Source organism: Affinundibacterium flavidum (assembly GCF_014284175.1).
GTDB classification, from domain to species: domain Bacteria; phylum Pseudomonadota; class Gammaproteobacteria; order Burkholderiales; family Burkholderiaceae_D; genus Undibacterium; species Undibacterium flavidum.
Window position 1 is genome coordinate 40,106 of sequence record NZ_JACOGA010000009.1, and the last position, 15,855, is coordinate 55,960.

11 protein-coding genes and 3 pseudogenes are annotated in these 15,855 nt (G+C 45.7%); 2 read left to right on the forward strand and 12 right to left on the reverse strand.

Annotated features, from left to right (window positions below; all coding sequences use genetic code 11):
- Positions 1 to 276 precede the first annotated feature (276 nt).
- Positions 277 to 906 (reverse strand): pyridoxamine 5'-phosphate oxidase family protein, encoded by a 630-nt coding sequence (locus H8K55_RS10635; RefSeq protein ID WP_186942086.1) that lies wholly within the window; start codon positions 904 to 906, stop codon positions 277 to 279.
- A gap of 366 nt (positions 907 to 1,272) precedes the next feature.
- Here H8K55_RS10635 and H8K55_RS10640 point away from each other — a divergent pair, with 366 nt between their 5' ends.
- On the forward strand, positions 1,273 to 3,477 hold the full coding sequence (locus H8K55_RS10640) for an NHL repeat-containing protein (protein WP_186942087.1): 2,205 nt from the start codon (positions 1,273 to 1,275) through the stop codon (positions 3,475 to 3,477).
- 290 nt (positions 3,478 to 3,767) lie between these two features.
- Here H8K55_RS10640 and H8K55_RS10645 read toward each other — a convergent pair whose 3' ends face one another.
- From H8K55_RS10645 to H8K55_RS22310, 7 genes and pseudogenes are all read right to left on the reverse strand, one after another.
- Entirely contained in the window at positions 3,768 to 4,166 is a 399-nt protein-coding gene (locus H8K55_RS10645) for a hypothetical protein (protein ID WP_186942088.1), read from the reverse strand.
- 592 nt (positions 4,167 to 4,758) lie between these two features.
- A pseudogene (locus H8K55_RS10650) lies at positions 4,759 to 5,163 on the reverse strand (helicase-related protein); the annotation flags it as partial.
- Positions 5,164 to 5,412: 249 nt separating this feature from the next.
- Positions 5,413 to 8,040, reverse strand: a complete 2,628-nt coding sequence (locus H8K55_RS10655) for a DUF4214 domain-containing protein (RefSeq protein WP_186942089.1) — start codon at positions 8,038 to 8,040, stop codon at positions 5,413 to 5,415.
- A gap of 559 nt (positions 8,041 to 8,599) precedes the next feature.
- Complete coding sequence (locus H8K55_RS10660) at positions 8,600 to 9,409, reverse strand: alpha/beta fold hydrolase (RefSeq protein ID WP_230408566.1); 810 nt, start codon at positions 9,407 to 9,409, stop codon at positions 8,600 to 8,602.
- 778 nt (positions 9,410 to 10,187) lie between these two features.
- Complete coding sequence (locus H8K55_RS10665) at positions 10,188 to 10,700, reverse strand: P-loop nucleotide/nucleoside kinase family protein (RefSeq protein WP_186942090.1); 513 nt, start codon at positions 10,698 to 10,700, stop codon at positions 10,188 to 10,190.
- A gap of 102 nt (positions 10,701 to 10,802) precedes the next feature.
- Complete coding sequence (locus H8K55_RS10670; RefSeq protein ID WP_186942091.1) at positions 10,803 to 11,501, reverse strand: hypothetical protein; 699 nt, start codon at positions 11,499 to 11,501, stop codon at positions 10,803 to 10,805.
- Positions 11,502 to 11,875: 374 nt separating this feature from the next.
- Positions 11,876 to 12,165: pseudogene (locus H8K55_RS22310) on the reverse strand (helicase-related protein); the annotation flags it as partial.
- 167 nt (positions 12,166 to 12,332) lie between these two features.
- Between H8K55_RS22310 and H8K55_RS10680 the strand changes: the two are divergent.
- The gene (locus tag H8K55_RS10680; RefSeq protein ID WP_186942092.1) at positions 12,333 to 13,454 is read left to right on the forward strand and encodes a serine hydrolase domain-containing protein; all 1,122 of its coding nucleotides are present in this window, start codon (positions 12,333 to 12,335) and stop codon (positions 13,452 to 13,454) included.
- A 191-nt stretch (positions 13,455 to 13,645) separates the two neighbouring features.
- On the opposite strand, the gene H8K55_RS10685 is transcribed toward H8K55_RS10680, so the two are convergent.
- The 4 genes and pseudogenes from H8K55_RS10685 to H8K55_RS10700 form a co-directional block, all read right to left on the reverse strand.
- The gene (locus H8K55_RS10685; protein WP_186942093.1) at positions 13,646 to 14,152 is read right to left on the reverse strand and encodes a YcxB family protein; all 507 of its coding nucleotides are present in this window, start codon (positions 14,150 to 14,152) and stop codon (positions 13,646 to 13,648) included.
- A 93-nt stretch (positions 14,153 to 14,245) separates the two neighbouring features.
- Positions 14,246 to 14,641, reverse strand: coding sequence for a hypothetical protein (locus tag H8K55_RS10690; protein WP_186942094.1), 396 nt, complete (start codon positions 14,639 to 14,641; stop codon positions 14,246 to 14,248).
- A 59-nt stretch (positions 14,642 to 14,700) separates the two neighbouring features.
- A complete protein-coding gene (locus tag H8K55_RS10695; RefSeq protein WP_186942095.1) occupies positions 14,701 to 15,081 on the reverse strand; it encodes a hypothetical protein in 381 nt (126 codons plus the stop codon).
- Positions 15,082 to 15,450: 369 nt separating this feature from the next.
- Positions 15,451 to 15,693 (reverse strand): annotated as a pseudogene (locus tag H8K55_RS10700) (hypothetical protein); the annotation flags it as partial.
- Between the last annotated feature and the right edge of the window lie 162 nt (positions 15,694 to 15,855).

Here is a 15,855-nt window from a genome sequence, read left to right on the forward strand (position 1 = left end):
TTTGCAATAAGGTTCTAAGCATCTCGGAAGCGGAAAGAATGGATGACCCCATTCTTTTTCGATCACCAAAAATTTTCTTGGGATGATTAAGTAAAAACTCTGCATACTGTTCGGGCAAGCGAAGTCCCAACCATTGCTCAAGCTCTGCAATTCTCTCGGTTAATTCCATCTGCTCAATTATCTTTTAACCTTAATTTGAAATGCACGTGCCTGCGCGTCCAGCGAAGCGAAGTCAAATGTCCTGTTACACGCTTTTTACCCACGGTGCCAACAACCTTAGTAGAGCGTAGCTCGTTGCCTTGAGGGTAGTTCACGGTCGTATTTCTCACCGTCGATTTGCTCATTTGTAAGAGCCGCCAACATCGTGCCAGCGCTTGGGATTTGGGACTTGGCATCTGGTGCAATAGGTTGCCACAACTTGGAACGTTGAATTGCCCTCGCGCACTGAAAGAAGACAGCCTCGACTTTGACGATAAGCACACACTTGGGTAAATTGCCTTCCATTGAAAAGCATTGCAGTAGTTCAGGGTCGGCAGTGATGCTGGCGCGACCATTGACGCGCAATGTCTCGCCTACACCGGGAATGAGAAACAGCAAAGCGACCCGTGGATCAGTGAGTATGTTTCGCAAGCTATCGGCGCGGTTATTGCCTCTGCGTTCGGGTATTAGCAAGGTGTGTTCGTCTTTGACGATCACGAAACCAGGAGGATCACCACGGGGTGATGCATCTAGCCCATCAGGACCACTCGTTGCCAACACGGCGAACGGAGATGCTTCAATGAGTGCCCGATAATGCGGATGCACGAACGACACCTCTTTTTTCAGCGACGCCTCACCAATCTCGCCGAAAAGCGAGGCCAATTGTTCCGGTGTGCTAACGATGTATTGCTCTGCTGTGTGAGTCATGGGTAAATTGGAAGCGTATAACGTTGAGATGCCGGGATCGCCGACATCGAAATTTGAAATAGTAGAGCAGCCATTGTCAGCGATTCCCTGTCCATCGTCTAGTTAGCTATTGGAACTGTTAATACAGTAACGGAAGAGATACGAAAAATGGAGCGCATGCAATTATTTTGCGCTTCTTTAGATAGCTTGTCTTGATACTTCTTTTGATTCGCTTCCTCTTGCTTTGACAAAGCTGGCTCACTTTGACTATCACGGCTCTGGTTTCTTGCCTTTCATAACAGACCCTAATACATATGAGACTTTTTGCGAAACACTTAACGTAGTCATTAAGTTAAAATGCACTATATTAAAATACATAGAAAAAAGATGAAGTCACAAAAACATTTTTCGAATTACCTTTATTTAATTGTTTTCTTACTTAGCGCATGCGGAGGCGGTGAGACCCACACCGTAGTTGTGGAAAAAGCCGTGAAACCAACGCCTTCCTTAGAATTCGTCGCGGGAAGTTTGGGTGGCGAAGGCAATAGTGACTTGGGAGTTGGGCGCTTTTACCGGCCTGTAGGCTTGGCAATTACTGCCGATGGGACAACCTATACCATTAGCTCGCCAAGCGGCGCTTTGCGCAAACTAACTCCCAATGGTCAAATAAAAAGCATTTCTCTGCTGCCCAATGATTTACGCTGGTCAGAAACCGACCCCGTTGAAATTTTACCCAGAAATATTGTCTTGGATAAGGATGAAAACGTCTATGTTGGCGACTTAGAAAATTGCCGCATCATAAGAGTGACACCGAGTGAACAAGTCAGTGTATTTGCGGGTTCAAGCTGCGGGTATAGAGATGGCACAAAAGACCAAGCACAATTTCGTTCAGTGGGCTTGCTCGCTATAGATCAACGAAGAAACGCGATTTATGTAGGGGATAGGGAGAATCACAGCATCCGAAAAATATCACCGGATGGCCAAGTTTCAACCATTGCAGGCAAACCAGGCGACGAACGCATACAAGATGGTCGCTTAGACACTGCGCGCTTTGGCAAGTTAACGAGTATCGCAATGGAAGACAATATTTTGGCGAGAAGCCCAAGATTAGTTATTGTTGACAATTATTCAATAATACGAACTATCGATACCCAAGGCGAAGTTAAAACACTAACATTTGCAGAGTATGGCTCATTTACTGGTTCATTATTCATGAGCAGCATCGACCTGTACGCAATGTCGGAACGTGGATTGATTAAATTAAATAATGTCTTTGACCTTAACTACAGCCGAAATTTTCTAACCACCTATGACAATGTAACGTTCTATGACGATGTGCGATTCAATCCAGGTTTTATTCAACTTGGTAACAGTGGTGTTGGCTACTCACCCGGCCAATTAGCATTCGGTTCAACACAGTCTGTTGATGTGACCGATGGAATTTTCTTTGCGGATACATTTAATCATGCGCTAAGAAAAATAAAGCTTGAATCTCCACCATATTCTGGTTCTTTCTATTCAATTAATACGTTCGCTGGTAAAACGTCAGCTCCACAACATGTGCCGTATCTTAACTTTAGTAAATTTCCTGTGCCTGCTGATAATAGCGCGTGGATAGATCTCCCTCTTGATAGATTACAAGAGATCGCTGTAGACACATCTGGAAGTATTCATATCGACTTTCTTCCATGGACCACTCAAGAACGTGCATATAGCAAAATTAATACACAGGGTGAAATCACGACACGAAGCATTTATAAAAGTTCTTTTCCATCAGCACCGACCTATATGGCTCCAAATGGCGCGCAATATTTTCTTGCCCCGGATCAAATTTGGTTTAAACGCAAGGTGAGCTATGGTGAAGAATTTGCTGTTTTAGCCGGAAAGACTCATCTCCCCGACGATTACAGTTACAAACTAATCAATCCTGATCCCAAAGATGGCAAAGGTGAAAATGCGATCTTTAATAATATTCGGGCGCATGTTTTTGATGAGCAAGGCAATATTTATCTGATAGACCGTGAAAAGTTTACGAGGTGGGACGATGATCAGATTTTTTGGTTTAGTCGCGCCCGAGGTGGCTTAGTACGTAAGGTATCTGCCGATGGCACGGTCACTACCTTAGCAGGATCAATTGACGAGCATGGCCATGTCGATGGTCCCGGCCACCAAGCCCGTTTCCATGGCCCCATGCACATCACACGCGACCCACAAAATAATCTTTACGTGGCTGATGCATTTAACCATGTTATTCGCAAAATTCGACCCGATGGCTATGTGTCTACATTTGCAGGGACACCTAAAGTGGCGGGCGATAAAAATGGGTTAGCCAGTCAGGCCAGTTTCAATGAGCCCAACTTGGTGTGTTTTGATAAGCATGGCAATTTATATGTGTCGGATAGCGGCAATTTCTTGATCCGCAAAATTACGCCTCAGGGGCAGGTTTCCAACGTGGTAGGCATCTCAGGGATACGCGGCGTAGCTTTGGGTAAGCTACCGACCAGCATCTCATTCGTCTCGGGCATGCACGTTGATCAAAATGATGTGATGTATTTATACACTGAGAATTCTCTGTTAAAAATACAGCTGTGAGGCTGAGTATTGACCACAGGCTAGACGACATAGCGGTGGTGAGTTAGCCGAAGCTATAGCAAAGCAATTCAACAACTTAGCCGTAGAGAGCGCAGAGAAGTGACTTAAAAAATCTCCTCCCCCTCTGCGGCTTGTTTTGAACCGAATTGGTATAAGAAAAGAATAGGTGACCCCAATTTTTCTTTTTAAGCACCGTTTGGCAATTCCAATTGCGAGCCTTCGTAATTATTTCCTCATTTTCGAGGTAAAGAGTTAGGTCGCAAGTTGGCTATGCGCCAACGACATTGCAGCTACTGCGGCGTAACCGATATTTGTACGTTTCCCATAGGCGCCTGACAAACGTGTGTTTTCTCGCCCAAGACAGTTCCATCAATATCGAACGAGCATTCAACCAAGCCATTAGCATACAAATGGCGGACGATGATGTAGAAACGTAGGTCGCTGCTTTGAGTTCCATTTGGTCCATATCCACGAACCCAAAATCCTATCTCTGTATTGACGCCATTGACATTGACAGGTTGCGTACTACTTGATGGAACTACACAGCCACTAAAGCCGCCCTGAGTTTGTTCCGACTTTACAGTAATCAGCGGGCACTGGTTTGCGCTCGGTACTGCCGGCGAACCATCTCCTCCGCAGCCTGCCACGGCGACCACGAGAATGAGTAAAAAAGTTCTAATAGTTACCATCAATTCTCGCTAGATTTTGATTTGAAGTGCGCAAAGTTTAAAAGTGCTATGCCAGTTACAAAACACCAAAATTGAAAGTTCGGGAGATTTCCTGCCATTGCACCGACGACCAAGCCAGATCCTAAGCCCACAGCGATATTCTTAAGCATCTTTTTTAACTCCTTCAATTTGTTTTTTTCGATCATCTGTATATTTTTGATCTTCAACAACTATCTTTGTCTGACGTTTTCGAAAAGTCTAACTTGTTTTAAACTCAAAGAAGCCGAAGTTAACATGTCGATAAATAATTTGCAAGATGGTTCTATGCCTCTCAAAGGCCTTACTCAGCCTTACTCTTTTTTGTTATACCTATCAAAAAACGTATAACAAGAAAAATCTATGTGTCGAAGAAATAGTACTGAAAGATTAAAAAAGACGTGTGGAGTAAAGTCTGAGAATACAGCATTCAATTTTGAGTCTTGCGACATATCTTTTACGTGAAAATTGATCAAAGTCGGCCAGGCAAAGTGGATCCATCAATAAGAAAGTAGACAATCATCATTCGCAATTTCACTCAGTACATCGACGCACAGCGGCTAAAAAAGTTATCACCCTAAACCCCATCCTTCAACAAGCGCAACAAAGCCTCAGTATCAAGACGTCCGGCCATTTCGCCACCGTCCAATAAACTATCCGCGAGCTCGCGTTTCTCCGTATGCAGGGCGAGGATTTTTTCTTCTATGGTGTCTTGCCTGATTAAGCGATAAATGGTGATCGGGCGTTGTTGGCCCATGCGGTGGGCTCGGTCTGAGCTATGGTTTTCTACTGCTGGATTCTACCTTGGATCGAGGTGAATCACGTGGTCGGCGGCGGTTAGGTGGAGGCCTGTGCCACCGGCTTTGAGGCTGATTAAAAAGATACCGCCATCGCCTGCTTGAAATGCATCAACGCGTTTCTTGCGTTCGGTGGCGGGCGTGCTGCCATCGAGATATTGATAGGCGATGCCTTGTTCATCCAGCCAAAGAAAGATTGAGGTCAGCTCTAGTAAAGAATCGGGTCAGTTCTAACACCTATACATTCAAAATGCATCATCAACCAATCACGGCAATAAGACACCGATCCGTCAAATTCCATCCTTAATACCCTTGCCATTTCAGAATGCCGCTATGGCTTTTTGGGGGAAGCGTATTAATGTTAGAGCTGATCTCTTTTCTTGTGATTTTGCAAGAAGATAGAGCTAGAGACTCTAGTTCGGTCAATGTCAAAATCAGACTCCTGGACGACTTGGTGTAACGTCATATACGTATTCTATCCCTGATTCCATTGATCCGATGATCTTTGCGGAAAACTCAGGACTATGTGCAAAAGACATGAGCACTTGAGCACGAGTCATGTGTGCACTCGATAATTCATTCAACCAGTATTGTAGACCGGCAGTATCTGCATCGCGATCAAACGACGATTGATAGAGCTCGCTGATAAATTGAAGGTCAGAAACCGATCCCTGTGGATGGCGAAATGATTCGATAATTGTCAGCATGTTTTCCGCAATTTCTTCCAAGCTTCGCCCACTATCTGCTTGATTGATTGAATAACCTAATACATGCTTTTCATCGCTGATGGAAGTGTCATGCCCTAGCGCAGCATGCCACAATTTGTACACGTCGCCAGCGACACCATCGACATCAAAGGCGATTACTGTACTTGGCCGTGACGAAACCCCGTTTGGCTGAAAGGACATCGGAAATGCAATGCGTTCGACATTTCTCAATTGAGTGACGTTCATCGCGTTGCTATTATCCCGCACGGTGAGTACACCACCTGTCATTGAGTAAGTGTAATTTTCGATGCCCAATAGTGTTGGCTCAATCGCACCGAAGTAAGCGAAGTCAATGCCATCTCCGCCATCGATAAAATCATTGCCCGCACCACCATATAAATTATCATTACCGTTGCCACCCAGTAGTTGATCATTTCCTTCGCCACCATCGAGCCTGTCGTTCCCGTCACGTCCCATCAGCAAATCATTGCCTGCGCCGCCCAGTAAGCGATCATTGCCGACATCACCCGCAAGCACATTATTGCTAGCATCGCCCCACAAGATAATATTATTCAAATTGGAAAAAATCGGCACATCATCAGTTGCGTGTAAGTCGTTTTGAAAATACGGCATCGCGTAGTTGAAATGGATGCCTTGCTCTATGGCGATTTTTGTTAACTCCTTATTTTCAGGGCTTTCTGAAAAATTGATCAGCACGCCGGCCAAGTCCAAGCTGCCTATTGCAATTTCATTTTTCCAATAGTTTAGTCCAGCCTGATCAGGTGCTCGTCCCAAAATATTTTGATAAAACCCATACAAAATCTGTTCGATATTTAAATCTTTGCCGTAGATTTGTTGAAATTCCGGTGACCCTATGAAATCCGATGCCACTTGATAAAGGCTGGCTTTATGCACTTGCATCTCACGCATCCAATAACCTAAACCATCAGCATCTGGCATACGATCAAAGGCGGCTTGGTACATGCGGTACAATTTTGCTGCGGTGGTATCGATGCCGAATGCGAGGGTATCATGTTCAAACATGAGTGCTTCAACATTCGTCAACTCATCGCGCCCGAATTCTCCCAAGCTATCAATGACAATGAGTTTGCCGTCGACTTGACTAATCTGATAGCGAGATTGTGGACCAGGGTACAAAGCAAGATCAAATCCCGCGCCACCATCAATGACATCATTTCCGAAGCCACTATGTACAGCATTCGAAGCGAACAGCGAAAGATAGTCTCTGGTGACCTCGCTGATTCCTCCGATAAAATAGTCGTCATCGTCTCCACCGTCCATCTTATCCATCCCATCGCCGCCGATAAGTAGATCTGCTCCTGCGCCGCCTGAAATCAGATTATCACCTTCAAGCGTTATGATGACGTCTGCACCGGCACCACCTTCAATTTGCTGATGTGCACCGTTATCGATAAAGATGAAGTCATTACCACTGCCTCCATCTACTGTGTTATTGCCGCTGTAATCCAAAATGACATCGTTACCATCGCCTCCTTGTAGAAGGTCGTCAAACAAACCTCCAGTAAGATGATCTTTGCCATTGCCTCCGATCAAATGAGTACCGCCAATTGATCTTGTCGCATCAAGTCGATCGTCGCCATCGCCGCCATCAAGCAACGTGCCTCCACTCAAATAATCATCACCGTCACCGCCGAACAGAAGGTCGGTGGCGCGGCCAAATAAATAGTCGTTTCCAGTGCCACCGAGCAGTTGATTTGCCTCAGTTGAGCTATCCGAGCTATCAGAGCTGAACAGTGTGTCATCGCCATCGCCGCCATCGAGATAATTGGCCCCCGTGCCTCTCACGGTTAATACATCTTTTCCGGCTCCACCATATAATTGGTTATTGCCACCATCATCAAATAGAATGTCGTCGCCTTGATCACCAAATAAACCATCGTCGCCACTTCCGCCAAATAGCCTGTCATTGCCTTCACCACCATACAACTTATCATTACCAATCCCACCAATGATTTCATCGTTACCTGCGCCAGCAAAAATATTGCTCCCACCAACAGAGGCATAAAGCAGGTCGACTGCTGCACTACCATTGATCAACGCGTCACTTGATGAAAACTGGATTAATCCTCCATCGGCTCGCACGAAATGAAGCAAACTCAAGGAATCGCGTGTAATGGACTGTCCCTCGAAACGTAAATTATGAATTTCCGATTCGCCAATGAAACGGTATTGAATCAGCATGTATCCAAGATGTGCCAATCCTTCATATAACTGAATAAAGTCGAGTGATTCTGTAAAGTTGATGGTATCGCCAGCGACTAGTTTCAGTGCGAGTTCGCGCTCAGATGAATGATTGAGGTTATAGATAGACATTGGGGAACTAATGAATAGTCAAGATTAGCCGCAAGTATAACTTGCAAAACATGAAATAACTATAATGCGAAATTTTGGTCTGAATAATAGAAAAGAGACGGGCATGAATCCCGAAGCAATCAGACACTGAACTGAATAATTTCAATATTCGCATTGCTGCATCTTTGGCATTTTTAAATTCCTTACCTTCGTAGGCAAAAACCTGGACGTAGCTCAATGTATCTTTATTGAAAACAAAAGAAACTGTCGAAGGTTCGCCTAATATTGGATATGAGGTTTCGTGCCCACCCGTAGTGGCGACTGGATTAAATGGCGATGCGTTATGGACAGAAGTGACATCGCTTCTCGACATCCCGAGTCGCCAATTGCCAATGTTGAAATCAGATGAGAACGCAAACTTTGAAACAAAGGTTAAAAACAATAAAACCAACAATTTTTTTAATATCATTACAGACTCTAACGTTTGAGTTAACCGGCATACGACAGAGTGACGTAGCCGGGCAAAAATGAAATGACTCCCAGCGGAGGAGCACCGGAGTATGTCCGCTTGAACGATGGGTTAGAGGGCCGCCACAACTTGGCCGAAAAATGGTGCTACGACTTGCGCTGCGGCAGCAGGAGCGGCTTGAAGCATGCAATGCGGTGCGTCGATTTGTACCACTGCAATGCGAGGATTTGCACTGGTTATTTCAGCAGCGGCACGCGCTGGAATCAACCGGTCTTGCGTTGCTTGGAGGTACAAGCACGGCACATGGACCTGAGCTAGCAAACCGGTAACGTCCACGGTAGCGACAGCAAGCAATCGGCGCCGTAGAACCGCCGACGAAACTTGGCGCACTGCATTCGTGATCGCAGCCCGCAGTGATGGCGTACTGAATACGCCCAACAGAGCCCAGGCAAGGGCTGACGAAGGTGCAAGGTTCAAGGGCAATGCGGCCACCAAGTGCGTGAACGGTGACAGGGCCGGCCTCGGGCTGCGGGCAAACGTGCAGCAGAGTACAATGCCCCTAAGGTGCTTGGGCGCTTCTGCCGCAAGCGAAATTGCGATGGGCCCCGAAAAAGACTCACCCAACAACACGTAGGGCTCATTTGGCGGCAATGCGCTCCTGACAAAGGAAATTAGTGCCTCATAGCTCAACGCCTTGTCAGTGGGATACCGGATAACGACGGTCTTCACCCTGTCGCCGAGCGCATCAATAAAGGGCGAAAACAGATCGCCGGTTCCGTCCATTCCGGGCAGTAAGACTAGCGTTGCCATTGCTCTCAAACGCAAAAGTGATGTGCGCCGCGAGTTGCAGTTTGCACGAAAGGTTGACAATAACACGGCGTCATTATCGACCGTCATGTTAAACAGCTGCTTAGAATGCATGAAGCTTTACCAAAACATACAACAAACAAGGAAGAGTCGAGACTCCAATGCAAACACCGGTTAATACACGATTCGCTTTACAAAGATAAGCCACGACAAAAGCAAATAGTCCCAACATGATCGGAATTGGAGTATAGAAAAATTCGAACTGCTACTGTGCAGCCTGCCTCCCGAAAACAGCTTCCAAGTATGTGCCCAATAAATTGATCGTTACGTAAACTGACGGGGCCAAGATTACCAATACTACCCATGTTGAGATTCGCGCTTGGAACATAAGCTCTTTAACTTGTTTTAAAGTGAAAAAACCGACGTTAACACATTCTTAAGAATCTATCAACAAAGTTCCAAATCGCTCAAAAACCGCACCACGACTTGCTTTTTTTGTTATACCTACTCAAAAACGGTATAACAAGAAGAACCTATCTGTCGAAGAAATAGCACTGAAAGATTAAAAAAGACGTGTTAATTCAGATCAGAGAATACGGCGTCCAATTTTGAATCTTACGACACATCTCTTACGTGAAAATTGATCAAAATCGGCTAAGCAAAGTGAATCCATCAGTAGGAAAGTAGATAATCATAGTTCGCAATTTCACTCAGCAAATCGACGCACAGCGGATAAAAAGACCATCACCTTAAACCCCACCCTTCAATAAACGCAACAAAGCCTCAGTATCAAGACGTCCAGCCATTTCACCACCGTCCAATAAGCTATCTGCCAGCTCGCGTTTTTCCGCATGCAGGGCGAGGATTTTTTCTTCTATGGTGTCTTGCGTGACTAAGCGATAAATCGTGACGGTACGTATTCAATCTTGTACTCATCGCGTTCAAGTTCGTCCGATGGCTCCCACATATTGCTAGCTATTTCAAAGATGTGATCTGGGACGACCATGGAAAACGTAGGCCCGTGATTTGAATTGCGATGGTGGACGCGGGCTCGTCGTATTTCTCTGGGTGCATCAAGTTCATACATCACTAGGCTATAACCTTCGTTAATGACCTTACGGCAGAAGTCAATTCGCGGCTGCCGCTGTATGAGACCAAGCTCGAGAATTACGTCTGATCCAGAAGCCAAAACGATTTTGCTGTGGGCCCAGATAAGCCCCAAAAGACGCTCTTTTCGAGCGATGTACCAAGGGATGAAGTCACCCTCCGGTCGATCTGGACTGAACAATTTTGCGAACCATTCATCAAGAGCAATATGCACGCCGCCAGTGCGGGCGGCGAGCGAACCGGAAAACGTCGACTTTCCCGCTCCCACGGGGCCTTCAACTATTCGAACTATAGGCATGTTGGAAATCTCGGGTGATGGCTAACGCCGAGGTGAGCGGATCGCGCTCACCGAAAATAAATAGAAGAAAAGCCTCATTCGCGATTCCGATCGACTGTCATGTTAGAAATTGATTGAAGTAAGGCGGAAAATTTCACTTTTAATTTTTAGCATCTCTTCGTTAGCCCTACGGGAACATATTTCAAGTTCCCGCATTTTTAAGAGAAGTGGCTTTGCTTCTACTAAAACTTGATTGATATCTTGAATGTGCTTTTTATGCCCATCCAAGAGTTCAAATCGCGCTTTTGCATAAATATTGAGTTTTCCTTTTTCGATATAGCAAAAGCCGTTAATGAATGACCATTTTAGTGAGAGATCGAAAACAAACTGACAATGCGCTTCTATGTCAGTTATAAGTGCATCGAAAAAGTAGTCATAGCTATCGTTTCCAGAGATTCGTTTGAATCTGGCCTCATTGCTGTTAGGTCGAAGAAATGCACCAGGAGGATGCACTGTTACTAAATTTACTTTTTCGAAAATATCAACAAACCACTTTCTTGCACTAATAAATGTTACCTCGAGATGCTCAATCTTTGCATGGGCGGACTTCAATTCATCGGAGGCGCCAATAAAACCTTGATCACTTGCTAAGGTTGAGTACAATTGGATGGCCAGTTCCGATAGCTTATCTGCAACGTCAGAATCGGGTTTGGTTTTGCTCAATTCTTCGATCAAGTCCAATAAGCAATACGCAGCTTTTTTACAGTCTTGCTTTTCGATGTGTGAAGAGATTTGATTCGCTAGGGTAACTATTGCATCCATTGTTTGCCTATTTCTAACTTGTTTTAAAGTGAAAAAACCAAAGTTAACACATTAGTGAAAAATAGGCAATGAAGTTCCAATCCTCTCAAAAGCCGCACCCAGCCTAGCTCTTCTTTGTTATATCTACCGCAAGAAGGTATAACACAAAGAACCTATGTTAGAAGGAGGGGTAATGGGAAATGTACAAAGCGAGTGGGGGTAGTTTCGAGAATACGGTATCCAATCGAGCAGCTGACGGCACATCTTATATGTGTACATTTATAACAGGCGTCCAAGTAAAGTAAATCCGTCAGCATGAAGGTCGGCGACCATCTGTCGTCACTCCGTTCAGGACATGCATGCTCAGCAGAAAAATAAAACTAACCTCCAGCAACCTAAACCCCACCCTTCAACAAGCGCAACAAAGCCTCAGTATCAAGACGTCCAGCCATTTCACCACCATCCAATAAGCTATCTGCCAGCTCGCGTTTTCTGCATGTAGAGCAAGGATTTTTTCTTCTATGGCGTCTTGCGTGACTAAGCGATAAATGGTGACGGGGCGTTGTTGTCGCACGCAGTGAGCGCGGTCTGAGGCTTGGTCTTCTACTGCGGGACTTCACCATGGATCGAGGTGAATCACGTAGTCGGCGGCGGTTAGGTTGAGGCCTGTGCCACCGGCTTTGAGTAAGGCCTCTTTGGGGAAATGTATTAATGTTGGACTCAATTTTTGCAATATTGCTGTTCGAAGAATGAGTGACCCCAATTTTTTTCACGTGAGGAAAATTAGCTTAGGTTATACGTCGCAATGCATGTTACTTTATATTTTTTCTATAATTAACTGGAACATCATATATGGTGACAAGGCGAGATGTTTGTCTGCTGGGAGCACTCGCTCCTTGGTTAACGGCGTGCGGTGGCGGAAGTAATGGTAGCAATGTTATCGATAAACCTGAGATTGATCGCGAACAAGTAATAAGAACCACGATAGCGCCCGATGATTGGCCGATGGCTGCGCCGGCAAGCCAAGGTATTGCCGATACCGCTATGCAGACCTTTCTGGTTGACGCTGCTACCATACCGCAGATGCGTAGTTTGTTGGTGGTTCGTAATGCGCAGTTGATCGGGGAGCGTTATTACGCCGATGCGCTGTCTTCCGATCTTAGACACGTACGCTCTGCTACCAAAACCGTTAGTAGCTTATTGATTGGTCTGGCGATACGCGACGGCAAGATCAGTGGCGTTAATGCGACGTTGGCAAGTTTGCTGCCAAAGGAATTGGCGCAGCTACCTAATTCAGTAGCGGGCACTATCACGCTTGAGCAGATACTTCAAATGCGCACTGGGCAAGCGTGGGATGACGATGCACATATTCCGTCCATGTTCACAGAGCCCAATTTGGCATCCTTAGCCCTGAGTCTTCCTATTAGTGGTTTGAACCCTCCAGCGTGGAATTACAACTCTGCATCCTCTCATTTACCCTCACCGATCCTAGCTCATGCCTACGGCCTGAGTGAACTGGAAGTCGCCACGCGTAATTTGTTTGAGCCGTTAGGCATTAAGCAGGTCGCTTGGTCACATGATGCGACTGGCAACAACCACGGCTCGTTTGGTTTACAAATGCGCACGCGTGATTTTTTAAAGTTAGCTTGGCTGGCACTCGATGGTGGTCAATGGCAAGGTCACTCAGTTGTCCCTGCAAGCTGGATTGCCAGTAGTCTGACTAGTTCTGCAAATCTAAGCGCATTTGGTTCTCTAACTAAAATCGGTTATGGCTATCTATGGTGGACTGGCACCTTGGGCGGTCATGCAATATCGCTGGCTTGGGGATTCGGCGGACAATTGGCCATTCTGGTACCTGATTTGCGGATCGCAATCGCTACGGCGATGCAATGGAATATCCCCTTAGCGCAAGGTGAAGACAGCACAAACAAACTGCTGTCGGTTATAGCGCGTTTCTTGCAAACCTTGAAGTAAGCTTGCAAGGTGAAATATTCTCACAAGCACAGAAAACTAAAGCGTTTGAGGATTATTTGTTATGTGGAAGTTGGTTGGCGTAACCGAAGGTAAGCGTGCGGTCACGTTTAATTTTTGATCAAATAACGAGACGCGTTTTGTTGAAAAAGAATGGGTGATCTCAATTGAGCGGCTTCGGCGCGAATGCGTTGTCAGGCGCCTACTCTCGGGACACCACCAGCTCTTGCCAGCTTCTCAATCGCATCAACTGCATCTGAGTCGACAAATGCTCGCATGGGCACGAAGTAGGCGCAGCGCTTGCTAAAGTACACAAACAATAAGTTGCCTGAGGTCCGAACTCGAATGATGGCGGGCCAACGTTGGAGCGATTGCGCGAGCGGCGTTGAAATGTGAATACCTTCTTGATCAAATGCGTAGGTAAACAGTCCTTGAGCCTGCATAACGCGGTGTGCGCGATAGCTGTTGAAGAAGAACATGGCAGGTGAGAAGATAAAGGCTATGAGAGCAGTGAGCCAAGTGCCATTTGCCACCTTATCGGGATGGAGCAATAAAAGTGAGACGAGCAACACGCCAGCTCCCGGAAATACGAGCATAGCAATAAGACCGATAGGATTACGGAGTAAGAGAGACCATTCGGCACTTATCCGTTCTCGAAAGCTTGGGGAGAAGCTCGCTTCAATTCGCTGAGTTGTATTCATGGTGCTTACGTCGAATTGTGCGGCGCGCTCGCACGTGAACAAAATCGAAGAAAGCGCTAATTTGCGCGTCTGTCACGAATGAAACGTTAAACCTCAGTCTGCGAGCTGAACTTCGCATGGTTGGCCCCCTTTAAACAGCACTGTAATCATGGCATCCGGCCAGTCCGAAAGCGAAAACTCTACAGCGAACTCCTGTGTCTCGTAAACGGTAAATCCATCACAAATAAGTTTCCCACCAGACTGCAAAAACTCCGTAGCTTGCGAGTCTTGCGTTAAAAACTCCTCAGCTACAGAAGTTATATGGTTACCTTCGCGTAAAAGCCTACGCGCTACGTCAAGTGATTGCGGAAACGGGCGATCTTTACTACCTTCTACGGTGATGCTTGGTGCTCCTTCTTTTGACATTGAATACCACATGCCTTTGCCCGCACGTTTGAGAATCCCGATCTCGGGATCTGTAAATTCAGGGGTACGCCAGAACTTGAACATTGAGGTTTAACGCCGAGATGACGGGATCGCCACGACGGTCAAAAATTTAAGTGAAATAGTCATTGGCGATTCTCCGTCGATTGACCTGTTAAAGCTTTGTCGATCTGTCGACTCTTCTTTTTCTCTAATTTTCGATTGTAAATACCAATACGTTCTTCAAGCATACTGCAATAAAGCAAGGAAGCTGTTTTCAGTTCCTTTTCACCTACTTTGATATCGGCAAGAAGTATTTTTTGCCCGGTGTCGTCGATAACATCTTCGTCAAAGTATCGATCCCCCAGCTTTTCAATCCCCGTTTTGCATTCGGAAATCGCGATCTCAAATGCCCCTGACCTTCTAGCACTTTCCCCATTTTTTAGATGCAATGGAATTGAATTTTGATCTGCGCTTTTAGCATTTAGCAAAACGCAAAACAGCAAGAAACCGATGAACAATTTCATATGAGCTTTAACTTGTTTTAAAGTGAAAAAACCAAAGTTAACACATTAGTGAAAAATAGGCAATGAAGTTCCAATCCTCTCAAAAGCCGCACCCAGCCTAGCTTTTCTTTGTTATATCTACCGCAAGAAGGTATAACACAAAGAACCTATGTTAGAAGGAGGGGTAATTGGAAATGTACAAAGCGAGTGGGGGGGAGTTTCGAGAATTCCGTATCCAATTGAGCAACTGACGGCACATCTTACATGCGTACATTTATCATAGGCATCCAAGTAAAGTAAATCCGTCAGCATGAAGGTCGGCGACCATCTGTCGTCACTCCGTTCAGGACATATATGCACAGCAGAAAAACAAAACCAACCTCCATCAACCTAAACCCCACCCTTCAACAAACGCAACAAAGCCTCAGTATCAAGACGTCCAGCCATTTCACCACCATCCAATAAACTATCTGCCAGCTCGCGTTTCTCCGCATGCAGGGCGAGGATTTTTTCTTCTATGGTGTCTTGCGTGACTAAGCGATAGATGGTGACCGGGCGTTGTTGGCACATGCGGTGGGCGCGGTCTGAGGCTTGGTCTTCTACTGCGGGATTCCACCAGGGGTCGAGGTGCACAGAAGAATGGGTGACCCCAAATTTTCTTTTATCTTCGCATGTATGTTTTTCGGCATAAGTTAGGAATGGGTACCAGTTTGTGATCGTCAGGGTGACAAAAAAGCAAAATCACGTTCTACGAGTATGGATTATGTATATGTTGACTATAAAATATTAATATAA